A 17446-nucleotide genomic window follows, 5' to 3' on the forward strand; every position below is an offset into this window, starting at 1 on the left:
TTTTTCTAAAATGCGCAATTGAAAAGAAATCCTATCTGATTATTCATGCTATGATGAAGACAAGCTAGACCACGTCCGTTGGCATCGGGTATCAGATACCGTCGGGATGGAAAGGATTAAAATCGTCGGGTTATAAACTACCATGTAGGGAGTGGAACATGTCCATGATGATTAGCAAAGTTGGTCAAATCATGTTGTATGTCAATAACCAGGATCAAGCAGTGAGCTTTTGGACCGAAAAACTAGGGTTTCGCGTGGTTTCAGAAGAGAAGAACGGTGAAATGAGATGGATTGAAATTGCACCAGCTCAAGGCGCTGAAACAAGCATCGTTCTGCACAATAAGGAATTCGTTGCGAAAATGTCGCCCGGAATGAATCTTGGCACGCCTTCGCTCCTGTTCTTTTCGGAAAATATCGAGGAATTGCGAAACGACCTCATGAATAAAAATGTAAAGGTTGGAGACATTGTCACGATGCCTTCGGGCCGTGTTTTTAACTTCGCAGACGATGAAGAAAATTACTTTGCTATTCTGGAGAAAAAGTAAATAGAAGGAGGCGGCTGACAGGAATGGTCGGCCGCCTTTTGTTTCACGCTTTTGTTTCATGCCTATTTAGTCGAACTTTAATTTGGACAGTGCGTCTTTCAACGCTGAGTTGATTCCTTCGTCCTGCTCCTTGTCTTGCCCCTTCAAATACTTGGCTACTTCTTTCTTCGAAACCTTGCTGCCCTTTTCCTTATCGCGACGTTCCTGGAAGGTCTTCAGTTTTTCCTTGTGCCCACAAGCGCAGACAAAGGTTTGTCCTTCCCCTTCTCCGCGTAGCTCCAATCTTTTATGGCATTTTGGACATCTGGCATTGGTTTGCTTGGCAATGCTTTTGCGATAACCGCATTCCCGATCCTGGCACACCTGCATTTTGCCACGCTTTCCGTTTACCTCCAGCAAAAACTTGTTGCACTCCGGGCATCTGCTTCTGGTCACGTTGTCGTGCCGGAAAGTCTGATCGCTGTTCTTGATCTGTTGGACGACTTCTTTGGCGTACGTTTTCATCTCTTCGATAAACGCTCGCTTGTTCAAGCTTCCCTTGGCGATGGCACCGAGCTTTTGCTCCCATTGGGCCGTCAAGGTCGGCGACTGCATTTCATCTGGGACGAGCTCTAGCAATTGCTTCGCTTTTGCGGTGACAAAAATATGCTTGCCGCGCTTCTCTAGCAAAAAGCTGTTGAACAGCTTTTCGATCACATCCGCGCGGGTGGCTACAGTACCTAGTCCGCCTGTTTCCCCAATCGTTTTGATCAAATCCTTGCTCTCGTTTGCCATGTATTTCGCCGGGTTTTCCATCGCGGACAGCAGACTCGCTTCTGTGAAAGGCTCTGGCGGCTTCGTCTCGCCCTTGGTCTGGGATATCGACTGGATTTGCAAGCGATCTCCTTTGGCAAGAGAAGGCAAGATTTGTTCCTTTACGCCGTCCTTCGCATCGTCTTCTTCTACATCGTGGTCGTACGCCTCTCTCCAGCCTTGGGAGAGCACGGTCTTTCCTTTTGCCAGGAAGGTTTCATTCCCGATTTTCGCCTGGATGGTTGTTTGCTCATATTCGAAGGCAGGCAGTAGAACAGCCAGGAAGCGCTTCACGATGAGGTCAAAAATTTTGCGTTCCTTATCACTCAAATCACCGAGAAAAACAGCTTGCTCCGTCGGGATGATCGCATGGTGATCCGATACTTTACTGTCATCCACGAACGATTTGTTCGCTTTGATTGGCGAACGCAGAATTCTGGCGGCGAGGGGCGCATATGGCTTCATTTGGACAGCCTTGATTCGATCCGGCAGTGTCTCTACGATATCGGCAGAGAGATAACGAGAGTCGGTTCGTGGGTACGTCACTGCCTTGTGATGCTCATACAGCCCTTGCATGATGGACAGTGTCTGTTTTGGTGAATAGCCAAACATCCGGTTGGCATCCCGTTGCAGCTCCGTCAAATCGTACAGCTGTGGAGCATACGTCTTTTTGTGTGCACGAGTAACCTCGATGACTTCTGCGTTTTTCTCCTGTTTGAGAACGGCTATTAGCTGATCCGCTTTTTCCTTGGAAAATGTTTTGAAATCCTTCGTTTGCTGATCTTGCCATTGGAGCTGAATCGGACCTTGGGCCACCGCAGACAGTCCGTAAAATGGCTTGGGTGTAAAACGGCGAATCTCCTCTTCTCGCGTTGCCACAATCGCAAGTGTTGGCGTCTGGACGCGACCGCATGAGAGCTGGGCGTTATGCTTGCACGTCAAGGCGCGTGTGGCATTGATTCCAACGAGCCAGTCGGCTTCTGCACGAGCAGCTGCGGAGGCAAACAAGTTTTCATAGTTTTTGCCGTCCTTCAAATTACGGAAGCCTTCCCGGATTGCCTTATCTGTCACGGAGGAAATCCACAGACGCTTGATTGGCTTATTCACGTGAACCAGCTCGAGAATCCACCGGGCAACGAGCTCTCCTTCACGTCCTGCATCCGTCGCAATGACGATCTGCCCGACATCGTTGCGTCTCATTTGTTGTTTGACGACCTGGAATTGCCTGTTGCTTTCCTTGATCACGACCAAGCGTAATGGGGACGGCATAATCGGCAAATCCTCGATTCGCCACGAGCTGAATTGCTGACCGTACGCTTCAGGGTCTGCGAGAGTGACCAAATGCCCGAGCGCCCACGTCACGATATATTTATCTCCTTCAAAAAAGCCGTTTCCTTTTTTGTGACACTGCAATACTTTGGCAATGTCGCGTCCAACCGAAGGCTTTTCTGCCAGTACAACTGTTTTACTCATGTACGACATCCTTTCAAACCAATTCAACAATCTGTATCCATTGTAAACAAAAAAACAGGAAGAAGGGGCTTCGAAATGTTTCGAGAAAATAAAGTTTTAAATTCTTAGGGTTATGAAACGCTAACGGGCAAGCTCATTTTCGGTATTGGGAAAAACTTCAAAAGCCTCCTTGACCATTACGTAACGTAACGGTTTATAGTGAAGTTACCGGTGAAACGCTAGCGATCAAGAAAGGGGCTGATCATGAAACAACATTGGAAAGTCGGAGAACTTGCGAAAATGGCGGGAATTACGATACGAACTTTACGTTTTTACGATCAGATAGGCTTGTTTTCTCCATCCGGCTATTCGCCATCCGGATACAGACTCTACACCGAAAAGGACATTTCACGCCTACAGCAAATTTTGTCCTTAAAGGAGTTGGGACTATCTCTGGAGCAGATTAAAGCCGTTATGGCCGGAGACCAGCTCAGCCTGTCAGACATTGTTACCATTCAAATAGACAGCCTGAAAGAAAGTATACGCATGCAGCAGAAACTCTTGGATGAGCTTGAGAATGTTTCGAGTCGGATGCAAAGGAACGAACCGTTTACTGTTGAGCATTTCATGAACATCATACGAACGATGAGAATGAAGCATGAGAAATTTTTCGCCGAGAGAAAATCGAGTATGGATCGCCATCTCGACCGACTTGGTGAATATTTAGATGAGCATCCGGAAGAACCCGGACCTGGAGGTTTCGACTATGAGTGATAGATCTGCCAAACATTCCACATTTGTCATCGAAAAGAACTATAAGCATTCCCCAGCTCGTGTATTCGCTGCATGGGCGGGTCAAGCAGCCAAAGCTAGTTGGTTTCCTAAAGCCGACGAGTTCGACTTCCGCGTCGGCGGCCGCGAATTCAATCGCGGTGGTCCACCAGAGGGACCCGTTTACACATTCGATGCCTGCTATCAGGAAATCGTTCAGAATGAGCGAATTGTATACTCATACACGCTGGACATGGAAGACAAGCGGATGTCTGTCTCTGTAACGACGGTGGAATTCGATTCCGTGGACGGCGGCACACGCTTGATCTATACCGAGCAGGGCGTTTTTCTGGACGGTCTCGATACGCCTGAACAGCGTGAGCACGGAACAAACTTGATGTTGGACCGGCTCGGAGAGGTTCTGGACGCCCAATGAAAGATGCTGCGCTTGAATCGAATACCGGGGCCAGTTTGAACGAATGGATTGGACTTGCCGTGCTTTCATTGCCTGCACTGCTTGTTTCGATAGACTTGTCCGTAATGATTCTCGCACTTCCTCACATAAGCGTCTCTATCGGCGCTGACAGTACAGAGCAGCTCTGGATCATGGACATATACGGCTTCATGCTCTCGGGATTTCTGATCACGATGGGCTCGCTCGGAGATCGGTTCGGCCGCCGTAAGCTGCTGATGTTCGGCGCAGCGGCATTCGGTTCGGCTTCGCTGTTGGCCGCTTACTCCAGCACCTCTGGAATGCTGATTGCAGCACGGGCGTTGCTCGGCATAGCCGGGGCGACGGTAGCGCCTTCTTCCCTGGCATTGATCAGCAATATGTTCCGTGATCATAAGCAGCGCTCCCTCGCTATAGGCATATGGTTCATGTGCTCCATGGGAGGCATGGCGCTTGGCCCAGTAGTCGGCGGGATGATGCTGGAGCATTTTTCATGGGGTTCGATCTTTCTACTCGGCGTTCCCGTCATGGCGCTGCTGTTGCTGACTGCGTCCCATCTTCTGCCCGAATATCGGGATCCCGCACCTGGTCATTTGGATTTGACTAGCGTCGTGTTGTCGATGTGCACCATTCTACCGGCCATATACGGCCTAAAGGAAATGGCTAAGGAAGGTCTACAGACTCTGCCGCTCATTGCCATTGCGGCTGGATTTGTTTTTGGGGCGTTATTCGTAAGACGGCAGCAACGGTTGGACAGTCCGCTAATAGACTTGCGCCTATTTGCAAACCCCGCTTTCAGCACAGCACTGGGCGGCTTGTTCGGTATCACTTTGACAGGCGCTTCCATGCTCTTTATCGCACAGCATCTTCAGTTCGTGGAAGGACTATCACCTCTTGCGGCAGCGATGTGCATGCTCCCGGGAGTGGTTGCGTCGATGGCAGGCATGTTGTTGTCGCCGATCATCGCTCGGCGGGCCCGACCGTCGCACCTTATCGGGGCTGGCCTTGCCGTCTCGGCGACTGGTTGTATCCTACTCTCCCAGGTAGAGGCGGGGGCCGGACTCTCTACCCTGATCGTCGGTTATATCTTTTTTAATGTGGGAGTGGCCCCGTTTGCGAGCTTGTCCAGCGATCTAATTATCGGGTCGGCACCGCCAGAAAAAGCGGGGTCGGCAGCGTCCTTGCTGCAGACGAGCGGTGAATTCGCATTTGCACTGGGTATCGCTGTATTAGGGAGCATCGGAACATACGTGTACCGCACTCAAATTGCCAGCTTCATACCAAGAGATGTTACGACGTTAACATCCGCAGCCTCCCGCGAAAGTCTTGTTGGGGCAGTCTCGGCGGCCAAAGCTTTACCCGAACCTATTGCTTCAACACTTCTTCATGGCGCCCAGATAGCATTTACCGACGGCATGCATGCTGTTGTGGGCGTGAGCGGCGGGCTCATGATCGCTATCGCCATACTCACCGTGATCAAGCTTCGGCATATCCCCCCCATCGGGCAGAAAACGCCAGGTGAGATGTAATGATCCGTGGCAGTCTGGGACTTTATTTTCCCGTCCCAGACTGCCGCTGTCTCATGTATGCGAGACATCCTTTCAAACCTAGTCAAACATCCCTGTAACGATTGTAAACAAAGAAGTCGTAGGAGGGATTCAGGAATGAATGAAAAAAGGGCCGTCTCTGGAATAGAGACAACCCTTCTATCTTTAACATTTCACCCTATACACTTGTTGCCCTTTCCAGTAACAGTCGCAACAGAGGTGTCAGAAGAAGATGCTTTTTCTACTCAACCTCTGTTGAAAGGTCACCAAATTCTAGATCATCCCATCCACCAGATGGGGTGCCTGTTGAAAACACGGAAAAATATTTATAGCTTTCATTCCCTGATGTATCCTTTACTGCTCCTTGGGCTACATCTATGTAGTACTCTACATTATTTTTTAAAGGCGCTTTCGGTTGGATCGTTACAGTGTCATTACTGACAGTAAAAGTTGCAGGAACCTTCGCACCATTGTCATTCATTAATAGGAATTTCTTTGTTCCACTTATCACTTTGCGATCATACTTAATTGTAATAACCGCATCTACATCCACTTTTGTTTCCTCTCCATACGGCTTTACATCGATTACTATAGGCGCTTCGTTGTTGCTGGTCACAAACTGTAATAAATACTTATCGATCGATTTAGTAGAATCAATGGTGCTTACAATTGCTCCTTTGTCAATCTCGATCGCATATTTCGTATTGGATTCCAAAGTCTTGTCAGGACGAATATAGAGTGTATTATTTCTAATCTCCAATTTTCCGCTGACTGGTGATTTTCCTTCAACCTTATAGAGCGATACTACTGTTGACGGATCATTGTCAAAAGTAATTGGCACCGGGAATGTTAGCGCAGGTCGAATGTTTGTAGGAACATCTGTCTGCGCAATAATAGGATTAGAAACTGATACGAACACATCCCCAGGCTTTGGATAACTGATTAGGTCGTCGGAAATATACGTGCTATCAAGTTGGTATTCACTTTTGAATTTCGCGTCAATTTCCTCTAGCTGCTCATCATCATGGAACTGATTCGGTACACCAAGCTCTTCTTTCTCCGATTTTGCTGATACGTTGTTGCTGTTTAGGGTTAGACTGAACATGAGTGTTACTGCGAGTAAGGCTTGAAATAAACTCTTCATACTTCTCCTCCAAAATAGTTTGTGTGTTCATAAAAATCGTATTTGATTTTTAAGGCGTAACATACAGTTTTTTACACGAAATAAAAATACAGTTATTTTGGACTAGGAACTCTTTCATCCATCGTGACCTTCCTAAATTAGAAAACTCGGAGCAAACTCCGGGCCTCCTCCGTCTCCACTCCAAAAAGCGGTACGTCTACCAAAAAAAGAACGAAAGCAATAACCGCCTTCGTTCTTTCATACGTTTATACAAAAAAATTCGGAAAATCAAAGTCATCCCGTTTGCCCGCCAAAATATTTCGTAATAAAAGATCAGCGGTCTCGGAGGCAAACTGGTGATCCTCGCTCGTGATAACGCCTTTTTTCAATGCCTCATCGAGCTCATCCTGATCAAGCAAGTATATTTCTCCTGTCGGCAATACCACGATGTCGAGGTACAGATCGTCATACCAGATATGTCCGTTCTCATCCTTGCCATGTCCCCGGCAAATATCAATATACCATTGCACGGTATTCCCTAACTCATCCATCATTTTCGTAACGGCATAAGCTTGACCATGTGGAAAATACTGCAAATACACATATCCTCGATCGCCCACACATAACGTTTGATCCCCGACATGCATGTAGGCAGGCTCACTTACTTCATCCAGAGTCAGGCGGACAGCGTATCCAGAGAAAGATAAAGATTCTACCCATTTTTGCTGGTAGCCCAATCGTTTCACACGTCTCCAACCAGGTCGATCTGCTCTTTTTCGCTTCATAGCCTGCCCTCCCTCGTCGTTTTGGTTGTTTTTACTCTACCATGAATGGGATCGCTTTGTCAGATAGCAAACAAAGACATGCTCACGTAGAACATGCCTAAACGGATGAACCTGCCTTTTATGTTTGGGAGGAGTCGTCTTTTGTTGCCAATCGACTGTGTTTTCGCCCATATAGAAAATAGACGATCGCCCCTACCGACAGCCAACCGAGAAAACCGATCTTTGTCAGCGTAGGCAGGTTGAAAACGAGATATCCGCAAAAAAGAACCGAGAGCAAGGGAACAAGCGGAACAAATGGGACCCGAAACGCGCGTGGTAATTGGGGATGAGTGCGACGTAGTACAACCAGTCCAACCGAGACCAAAATAAAGGCAAACAGCGTGCCGATGTTAGTGAGCTGAGCCAAGCTGGAGAGGGGCAATAATCCGCCGAAGGTTGCTACTAATGCAGCCACGACTAGCGTGCTCTTTTGTGGTACCTGTGTGCGGGGATGTACGTGCGAGAAGACCTCAGGAAGCAAGCCATCTCGGCTCATCGCAAAAAACATCCGGGCTTGTCCATACATCATGACTAACAAAACAGTCGTGATGCCGACGATGGCTCCCAACGAAATGAAGCCTGCTATCCAGTCCTGGTTGACATAGTTGAGGGCAAACGCGACAGGATTTTTGACATTTAACAAATGGTACGGAACAATCCCTGTCAATGTCAGTGAGACAGCAATGTACAAAATTGTGCACACGAGTAAGGACGAGATGATCCCGATTGGCATGTCGCGCTGGGGATTGCGCACTTCTTCGGCCGCAGAAGACACCGCATCAAATCCGATAAAAGCAAAAAACACCGTTGCGGCACCAGTTGCTACTCCTGCAAAACCAAACGGCATGAATGGACTCCAGTTTTCCGGCTTGACATACATGACCCCAACGACGAGGAACAGGACAACTACCGCTACTTTTACTAACACCATGATGGTATTCAAACTCGCTGACTCTTTCGTCCCTTTCATCAATAAAGCTGTAATGATGACAATGATGAGGACCGCAGGTAAATCAATGATTGTTCCTTTCGATACATCAAAGGCACTTGTGAGCGCATGCGGCAGGTGAATATTAAACCCGGCTAGCAATCCCTGGGCATACCCCGACCATCCACTTGCCACCGCAGCACAAGCCACTCCGTATTCGAGAATCAAATCCCACCCGATCATCCAGGCGACAAATTCGCCAAATGCCGCATAGCTGTATGTATAAGCGCTTCCCGACACGGGAACAGTCGAAGCAAATTCTGCATAGCAGAGCGCGGCAAACACACAGGCAAGTGCTGCAATAACAAAGGACAAAACAAGTGCAGGTCCAGCGTGCAAGGCAGCGGCAACGCCCGTTAACACAAAAATCCCTGTTCCCAAGATCGCGCCGATGCCCAGCATTGTCAGGTCAAAAGCACCTAATGATTTTTTGAGGGAGCTTTCATTTTTATCCACCTGCTCCAGCATTTGCGCAACTGACTTTTTCCTCAGCAATTGATTTTTCCATGACATCATGTGCGACCTCCCAAGCGGGTCATTCACTTCCAACCGTGATAGAAAACAGTTGGAGTATGATCCGTTTGGAGGAAAGTTATGCACATGTGCAGCTAGGATCGCGTTTGTCAGGGCTAGCTACCCGTTAATCCGCGCCCAATGACATTGGCGGAAACGGGAGTAATCCCGAGCTCTCTTGCCCAAATGGACAACTGCCCCATGTGATGAATCTCGTGGGCGATGACATGACGAAGCAGCTCGCCCTTCGTGTGAATCTCATTGTCCCACTCCACCTTTACAGGCTCGTTCTCCCTCTCGTCTGACCACTTCTCGATGAAATCACGCAATTCTACGCGCCAGGCATCTGATAGCTCTTTTACTTTTTCCAGCGTCTTGTACGCTTCGAATGTCACCTGAACATCCGGCCTTCCTTGCACGCCCCGAAGCCAGCTATACTCGACGTCAGCAATATGAAACAAGGTGTACAAAATCGTGCCAGCTCCACCTGTACGCTTGCGTAGCAATTCTTCTGGTGGAAGCTGCTTGCACCATTCCATCCATTCGTCCCGTACCTGCCAGTTATATTGAAAAAGCATCTTCATTGAGTTCACCCTTTATTTGATGATTATGTATAGTAAGGAAATTACAACCGATTATAGCACGTACGTTCGTGTGTTTTGTAAAATTCTCAGTTGATTTCTAACGGTAGTGGTCGGGAGAAGCCCTGCCACATGTTTTCCAGTCGCCTGTATCCTCACTTCGTTCGGGCGGTCTCCTTCCAAACATGTGACAGTGCTTTCGTATGGCTGTGATCCTCTTCGGGCTTTTAGATCATATTGGTTGGTCAGTTCAAAGTAGCTTCCTTAAATTCTTTTTAGTCAAAGCAGCGTAGGAAGAAGCGCATTTCCAGTCAAAGCGCCTCTGGAGCCCACCTCAGCTCCGGAATAAATGGCGGGGAATTTCAGCTTCACTTATGGACTACCTCCTCCAACTTCTACGTTTGAAGCGCTCCCGCCATTTATTCCGGAGCGGACAGTCAATCCCCCTTGCGGGGCGTAGGCCGAAGCGTAGACTGGAAATGCGCTTCTTCCTCCACCACAGCAGCTCTAATAAACAAAAAGACCGCCAGAGCTATTATCCCTGACGGTCCAACATACTAATCTATGCTTTCATCTGAAAACGATAGTGAGAATCCACCTGAAAGTAAATAAAGATAACTAGACACGTTCCCTTTTGGCTTGAGAATCTGCTTGATCGCTCGGACGTATAGCCTGATCTGTCCTTCGTATCTTCTTTTCATCTCTTCGATAGCTACGGCAGTCGCCTCTTTTGCCATCCAATCTGTCTTGAAGTCGATCAGGACGAGGCTTCCATCCTGCTCCTCCAACAGGCAATCAATGACCCCTTGGACGACAACCTGCTCGTCGCTCTCTTCACCCAACTCCGCTTCTACTTCATATGCAGGAAGCACGAGGGTAAATGGCAATTCACGATGAACGACCGCCGCAGCCTTCATTCGCTGCCCCAAAGGATCAGCGAAGAATCGGGCAATTTGGGAAACATCTACTGCTTCTACCTGTTCGTCAGTCAAAAAGCGGCGTGCTGCTAGTTCCATCACCTGCTCCCGAATATCCGCTTCATCCAGCGGACGCTTTAAATCGAGATGCTGGAACACTAAGTGAGTGATTGTCCCTTTTTCAGCTGCTGTCAGCCGATTGGATTTTTGCTCAGATAAAAATTTTGGCTTTTCCGTAATGGACGGCAGCGTGAGTGGCTGTCCGCCTTTGCTGACTTTGGCATGTCGCTTGAGTTCGCTGACACTCCATTTCGCAGCTACACGTGGCGCGATTGGATGCGGGTCCTGCCATCCTAATCTCTTGTCGACAATCTTACGTAACGTGTCATCAGACGGTCGTTCCGCGATCGCCTCTCGTCTGGTCATGCGCTCCCACAGAGATACCTCGTCGTTGGTTGACTCTCCTTGGGCACGGAGCTCATCTGCCTGATAGAAGTGAAACGACCAAACCGAATCATCCGGCACACTTCTGACTCTCACGACTTCTCCTGAGCCTTGTTGCTCTGGGTATCCCCGCAGCAATCCTGCCCCAGGATGTCGCAGCATCGCACGCCCCACCCAGTCCAGGTATCCCTTTGCCTGAATCAAGTCTTCGTCACTGAGCCGCTCGCTGTCATCCTGTCTGCCCCAATCTGTCACACTTTTTGCGAGATCCTTGGATGAACCGACAAGAATGAGCTTCTCGCGTGCACGCGTCAAAGCCACATAAAGCACACGCATTTCCTCTGCCAGCATATCCCGACGCAGCTTTTGCCGGATGCCCAGCGCAGCCAGACTCGGATAGCGCAATTGCATGGAGGGCTCAACAGCCATCGGGCCAAAGCCCAGATCTTTATGCAGCAAAAACTGGCTTTTCAAATCCATCGTATTAAACTGCTTGCCCATGCCCGCCACAAATACAACCGGGAACTCCAGCCCTTTACTTTTGTGGATCGTCATGATGCGTACGACATCCTCGTTTTCCCCGATGGTTCTAGCTTCGCCCATATCATTGCCCGCTTCTTGCAGACGGTCGACAAAGCGCAAAAAGCGGAACAAGCCACGATAGGAGCCTGCTTCGTATTGTCTCGCACGGTCATAGAGCGCACGCAAGTTGGCCTGTCGCTGCTGACCGTTTTCCAGAGCCGCCACATAATCGAGATAACCTGTCTCCCGGTAAAGCATCGTCAACAGCTCCGATAAAGCACCTCTGCGAGCCTCTGTCCGCCAAAGATCCAATCGGCCAAAAAACTGTCTGAGCCTTTTCTCCCACGGCTCTTGAGCTGGGCGTTCCTCTGCATATTGAAGAACAGCTTGGTGAAACGGCCCTGTCGCGTAGTGAATGCGGATTTGAGCAAGTTGCTCCTCCCGCAAGCCGACGATGGGAGACCGCAATACGGCTGCCAATGGAATGTCTTGGAGCGGGTTGTCAATGACGCGCAGCAAAGAGAGCATCGTTTCTACCTCTGTCGCCGCGAAATAACCCGCAGTCTGCTCCGCATAAACAGGAATTCCTGCCGCGTGCAGTTCCTCTTGCATCGTCTGCCCCCAGCCTGAGGTCGCACGAAGCAAAATAACGATATCGCGATAGGCGAGCGGGCGCATTCCCCCAGCCTTTTTATCGAAAACGAGCAGTGGCTCTTCTCCCTCGCCCGGCTCCATCCAGCGACGAATACGGCTGGCGATTAGTCGAGCTTCCAGCTGCGCTACACTCGCTTCCTCTGTGGACTCTCCCTCGGGTATACCAGCTTCGCCCTCATCTGTCCCCTCTGCAACTACCGCCTGACCTTCTTCTGCTATTGCTGTATTCCGATCGATCAGATGCATCTCTGCCTGCAAACGGTTAGGCTGTGCTTCAGGATAAGATGCACGGTTGATCAGCTCCGCCGAAGGATCATAGCCAATCTCACCTACCCCGTGAGACATGATCTGGCGAAACAAAAAGTTAACGGCATCTACAACTTCCCTTCTACTGCGGAAGTTCGCCGCCAGATCGATACGCCGACCGATGCAAGCTTCGTCGGTGTCACCATCTTTTTGATAGGTCACATATTTTTCGAGAAACAGCTTCGGCTCTGCCAAGCGGAACCGATAAATACTCTGCTTCACATCCCCTACCATGAAGCGATTCGCTGGCTGACCATTCGCTCCGTCTCGGGAAACCATTTGCAAGATTGTCTCTTGCACGAGGTTGATATCCTGGTATTCGTCTACGAGTACTTCAGCGAACTGTTCGCGCAATTGAGTGGAGATTGACGAAGGAACAGTCTCCCCGGACTCATTCGTTTCGGTTAGAACGCGCAGAGCCAGATGCTCCAAGTCGCCAAAGTCGACCAACCCACGCGAGCGCTTCTCCAATTGAAAAGCATCCGAAAATGCTGTCACCAGCCTGGCCAATGTCTGCATGTGCGGAGCCATCCGCTGCAAATCCGCAACGTACTGCTCGGCTGTCGTAGAAAAGTATTGCTCGATTTGTTCGGCCAGTTCCTTCTTCACACTGTTTCGCAGGTCTTGTACCTGTTCTTTCAAAAGCGGATCTGTCCCTTTCACTGGAGGCAGCTTGGCAAATACAACTCCTCGAACAGCTTCGACGGTAGCTTCCCAGCCATCTCTGCAAGCCGCTCCTGCACGTTGCAGGGCAGCCGCTTCCGCCTCAAGCAAAGGCAAATAGCCAGCAGGCCCTTCCGGTGAGCCTGCCAGAAGAACTGCCCTGCGCATCTTGGCGGTCATTCCACCGAGTGCCAGCTCCACAGAACGCAGCACGCTTCTGGTCCACTCCAGCCCGTCCAGATCGTTTTTATCGTGAACCGCAAACATTCCAGCCGCTTCCCCGAGCCATTGTTCTGGTGCCGGATGACTTCGCGAAAACTCATACAGCCTGAGTAGTAGTATGGTGAGGGCATGATCGTCCTGACCATCCAGCATCACATCAGCTAATGCGTGAAAATCCGCGTCATTTTCGTACCAGCTCTCCAGCTGTTCCTCCAAGACATCCTGCCGCAAAAGCTCCCCTTCCATCTGATCAGCAATGCGAAAATCAGGATCGAGATCAATCAGATAGTAATACTGGCGCAAAATTCCCAAGCAAAACGAGTGAAGTGTCGTAATCGTCGCCCGCTGGAGCAGTGCCAGTTGTCGGCGCAGATGAGAGGAGTGCGGGTCATCTTTCAAGGCCTTTCGCAAGGCATCGCCAATCCGGTGTCGCATCTCTGCCGCAGCCGCATTGGTAAAGGTCACCACCAACAGCTGATCAACGCCAACCGGGTCCTTCTCGTCCATGATGCGTCGGATAATCCGCTCAACCAGGACGGAGGTTTTCCCGGAGCCTGCCGCAGCGGCCACCAGGAGATTGTTCCCGTGCTGGACAATCGCTTGCCATTGCTCGTCCGTCCATTGTTCAGGCTTGGCCTGCAACTGTTGATCCGCCATCGGTCATTCCTCCTTCTCCTGCCATCTGCTGCTCTGCCAGCATGCTCCATATTTGCTTGTTGTTCCACTTGGCAAGCTGTCGGTGCTCATTCCCGCCTGCATCTCCGTCGAACTTGCATACCGGCCTGTATGAACAGTAATCGCAAGCGGTCATCGTCCCGTTTGTGTACGGTTCGATTTGGATTTCCCCATTGGTCATACGCGTACTGATTTGCTTCACAGTATCGCGAACATAAGAAGTCAAGGCTTGGAACTGCTCGGCTGTTGCCACAGATGATCGCGACGAAAGCGTACCATCCTTTTTGATTTCAAATGGCACCAGCTCTGACGCCCCTTGCTCTACATAGCCATCCATCATTCTAGCCAGCTCTGGATCTGCGAGCATCAAGCCTTTCATGCGCAAGCGCTTTGCCCGCTCCTTTGCCGCTTCGTCAGCCGTTAGCAAGCGTTTTGCCGTTACAAAAGGATCCGCTACCTGATAGTAGAAAACGCCTCCCATTTCGGCTTTTTTCCCCAGCCATTCCTCCGCATTTGCCACGACGACATCGAGATAGACGAGCAATTGCAAATTCAGGCCATTCCAAACGTCGGAGAGGGACAACTGCTTGGGACTGGACTTGTAGTCAATCACGCGCAAATACGGGACCTCACTATCCAGTGATTGGTCAACGCGGTCAATTCGTCCGATTAACTGAAGCTCCACGCCATTTTCAAGCGTTAAAGCCAATCCCGGCAAATCTGAATTCGGCCCAAAGGAAACCTCCAGTCCTACCGGGGCAAAACGGCTGCGCTTCGCATGCTCCCCAAGTACATAAATCGCGCGGCCAACTGCTCGCTTCAGCTTGCCGGACAAATAACGATACCGGGCTGTCCGCGTCAAAATGCTGCTGCGAGTCGCAGGAACCAGTTCTTCTACGACCACGTTTGCAAGCTGCATGCTATTGTCTTCCGTCAGCTTGCTCCACTCCAGATTGTCTTCGTTCATTTTTTCAACGGCTCGCTTGAGTGAAGCGTGGAACAGTTCTCCCACATCGAAACGCTCCAGCTTGTACATCGTTCTCTCCGCCAATCTGAGGCCGTGAGAAGAGAAATGCGAGAACGGACATGACTGGAACCGCTCCAGACGAGACACGCTCATTTTCAGTTGTTTGCCGTACAACGTCGTGCTCGTTTCCAAATCCAGCTCCTGCGGCCGATTGAAGTAACGCAAGCCGGACAACAGCCACTGCTCCCGTTTGACATCGGGAGAAGAGCGAATATACCAATCGTATACCTCCCACCAGAAGTCTGGCAGCTCACCTGTTTTCTTCATCGATCGTAATAGCGTCAAAAGATGGCGGAATACACGTCTCGGATGTCCGAGCAGGAATACGTCTGTCTCGTGCTGCCCCGTCGGTTCATTGTAGAACACCTGATGCGGGATATCCGGCAGTACTTCCCGAATGCGGGTAAACACTGAGGAAGGCAACAGGGCCTTGCCCTCTTCATCTGCCAACGCACAGCTCAGGATCAGCCTCTCCGACGGTCTCGTCATCGCCTGGTACAGCAGGTAAGGCTCTGCCATCAGCCGTTGCTTCGCACTCGGTGCCAGAGACATGCCCATTTCAGCCAGTCGCTCCCGTTCCGCCTCATCCAGAATTCCTTCTTCTTTTGGACGCAACGGAATAATGCCTTCGTTTACACCAAGCAAAAACAGAGCTTTGACATCCGGTTGACGGGAGCGCTCCATCGCCCCGATCAACACCTGATCCAACGCCGGGGGAACGAGTCCCAGTTCAATCGTCTCCAGACCGCTGTCGAGCACACGGGCAAATGTCGCCAGGTCCATGCTCTCGTCGCCCATGACCTCTACGACCTGATCCATCAGCTCGATCAATCCTGTCCATACTTGTCCGTGCACCTGTGCTGCATCGAGATCGCCGTCATTTTCTGCCTTTCGCTGCCAATGCTCCAGCTTGTTAGGCACATCCAGCGCGATCAGAAGGTTGTACAGGGAAAGGGTCATTTCCTGTACGTTTAGACCCGCTGCTTGCTTCATCTCTTTTTCAAAGGACAGGAGCGGCGCTGCGTATTTGCGTCTCAGCTCATCGATTTGCGCGTCTTCCTCGGCGCCTGCCTGCCCGCGGAAATGCCAGGCAGATTCTTCTGCCCATTGATAACCAAAGACACCATGAGCCAGCACGTAGTTTTCCAGTCGATCGATTTCCTTCCGGGCTGTATGCTCATCGGTGATATCCAAAAGGAGCAGGTCTGTTTTCAAGCAGCGGAAAACAGCGTCGTACCGCCACCTCGTAACAATGACCTCCAAAGCCGAGCGCACCAGCTCCACCAAGGGATGGTGCATGACGGAGCGCTTCTGGTCCAAGAAGTGCGGGATGCCGTATTCGGTAAATACAGCGGAAATCTCATCGGCGTACGTCCCGATTTCCCGAAGCAAAATCGCCATGTCCTTCCAGCGATATCCCTCTTCTCTCGACAGAGACAGGAGCCTCAACGCCACAGCCTCTACCTCTGCGCGCCTGTTCACCGCTGAGAGCATCGTCACTTCGTCCGCTCGTCCAGGCTGATCCGGGATTGGCGGGTCTCCCCATTGGAAATACACTTGTTCGACCTGACGCAACCACGGACTGCTCTTGAAGCGCTTTGCCTCGGTCAATAAAAGCGGCTTGGCGATTGATACACCCGATTCACGCGCCATCAGTGTCAGGGCTTGGTATGTTCGCAGTGTAGGGTGGAACAGCCCCAGCTCATCCACAGAAGCGTCACGTTCATTCGGGTCAAGCGTCAGCGCAATCGTCACCTGCTTGGCGTGCTGCATCAACTGATCGATCAAGCGCAGCTCTTGATTCGTAAATCCGGTAAATCCATCGATAAATATTTCAGCCTGCTTGATGTAGGTGGAATCACGCACCATCGTGGCCACTCGGTTCAGGATGTCGTCCGCATCACAATATCCCTCTGACAAGTAAGCCTCGTACGCATTCATAATCAAGCGGAGGTCATGTATTTTTTGATTGAGATTGGCTCCTCCCCATTCCAGATTCTCGGAATGGGTGAAGGATACCCCATACGATTTGCACTCACTAATCAAGCGACCGAGCTGAGCAGCAAACCCAGGCTGTGTCGCCGAGCGCCCGAATACGTTCAACTCTTCCTTATGCCGCTCCAAAAGCATGCGCAAAACCATATGCTTACCCAGATCGTCAACAGGCACGGTAGTCAGATCGCCCAGCTCCTGCATGAGCCTGTGAGCCAATCGACCGAAGCTGAGCACCTGCGTCCCCATCACACCGCCCAGCTCTGGCAGTGTAGCGAGCGCATACTCTTCCTGAAAGCTGGCCTGTTCCGGCACGAGCAGAATCATAGGAGAACCCAACGGCTTTTCCCGCAGCCGGGCTTGCATCTGCCGATGAATCGATTCTGTCTTCCCCGTTCCTGCCCGTCCCAGTATAAATTGGACTGCCATGATTTTTC

The 17446-nt window shown here is 50.5% G+C and carries 11 protein-coding genes; 4 read left to right on the top strand and 7 right to left on the bottom strand.

Annotation, left to right across the window (positions count from 1 at the left end; translation table 11 throughout):
- Positions 1–167: 167 nt before the first annotated feature.
- Positions 168–545 carry a VOC family protein gene (locus tag HP567_RS27420; protein ID WP_173610237.1) on the top strand — a complete coding sequence of 126 codons (378 nt, stop codon included), beginning with the start codon at positions 168–170 and terminating at the stop codon, positions 543–545.
- Between the two features lie 66 nt (positions 546–611).
- Here HP567_RS27420 and HP567_RS27425 read toward each other — a convergent pair whose 3' ends face one another.
- Positions 612–2810 (bottom strand): DNA topoisomerase III, encoded by a 2199-nt coding sequence (locus HP567_RS27425; protein ID WP_173609923.1) that lies wholly within the window; start codon positions 2808–2810, stop codon positions 612–614.
- 243 nt (positions 2811–3053) lie between these two features.
- Between HP567_RS27425 and HP567_RS27430 the strand changes: the two genes are divergently transcribed.
- Genes HP567_RS27430 through HP567_RS27440 form a run of 3 tightly spaced genes read left to right on the top strand, consistent with a single transcriptional unit; the run spans position 3054 to position 5540 of the window.
- On the top strand, positions 3054–3563 hold the full coding sequence (locus HP567_RS27430) for a MerR family transcriptional regulator (protein WP_173609922.1): 510 nt from the start codon (positions 3054–3056) through the stop codon (positions 3561–3563).
- Positions 3556–3996 carry an SRPBCC family protein gene (locus HP567_RS27435; protein WP_173609921.1) on the top strand — a complete coding sequence of 147 codons (441 nt, stop codon included), beginning with the start codon at positions 3556–3558 and terminating at the stop codon, positions 3994–3996. Before HP567_RS27430 ends, HP567_RS27435 begins: the two co-directional genes overlap by 8 nt.
- A 59-nt stretch (positions 3997–4055) precedes the next feature.
- Positions 4056–5540 (top strand): MFS transporter, encoded by a 1485-nt coding sequence (locus HP567_RS27440; protein ID WP_229088167.1) that lies wholly within the window; start codon positions 4056–4058, stop codon positions 5538–5540.
- 259 nt (positions 5541–5799) lie between these two features.
- On the opposite strand, the gene HP567_RS27445 is transcribed toward HP567_RS27440, so the two are convergent.
- The 6 genes from HP567_RS27445 to addB all read right to left on the bottom strand — a co-directional run bounded on the left by HP567_RS27445 (position 5800) and on the right by addB (position 17438).
- Positions 5800–6702, bottom strand: coding sequence for an Ig-like domain-containing protein (locus HP567_RS27445; RefSeq protein ID WP_173609919.1), 903 nt, complete (start codon positions 6700–6702; stop codon positions 5800–5802).
- Between the two features lie 245 nt (positions 6703–6947).
- Complete coding sequence (locus HP567_RS27450; protein ID WP_173609918.1) at positions 6948–7466, bottom strand: DUF402 domain-containing protein; 519 nt, start codon at positions 7464–7466, stop codon at positions 6948–6950.
- A gap of 118 nt (positions 7467–7584) precedes the next feature.
- Entirely contained in the window at positions 7585–9006 is a 1422-nt protein-coding gene (locus HP567_RS27455; RefSeq protein WP_304502571.1) for an amino acid permease, read from the bottom strand.
- A 116-nt stretch (positions 9007–9122) separates the two neighbouring features.
- Entirely contained in the window at positions 9123–9590 is a 468-nt protein-coding gene (locus HP567_RS27460) for a DinB family protein (protein ID WP_173609917.1), read from the bottom strand.
- A 554-nt stretch (positions 9591–10144) separates the two neighbouring features.
- Positions 10145–13972: a helicase-exonuclease AddAB subunit AddA gene (gene addA, locus HP567_RS27465; protein ID WP_173609916.1), complete on the bottom strand. Its 3828-nt coding sequence runs from the start codon at positions 13970–13972 to the stop codon at positions 10145–10147.
- Entirely contained in the window at positions 13941–17438 is a 3498-nt protein-coding gene (addB, locus tag HP567_RS27470; protein ID WP_173609915.1) for a helicase-exonuclease AddAB subunit AddB, read from the bottom strand. Before addB ends, addA begins: the two co-directional genes overlap by 32 nt.
- Between the last annotated feature and the right edge of the window lie 8 nt (positions 17439–17446).

It is taken from the genome of Brevibacillus sp. M2.1A (assembly GCF_013284355.2).
Classification (GTDB): Bacteria; Bacillota; Bacilli; order Brevibacillales; family Brevibacillaceae; genus Brevibacillus.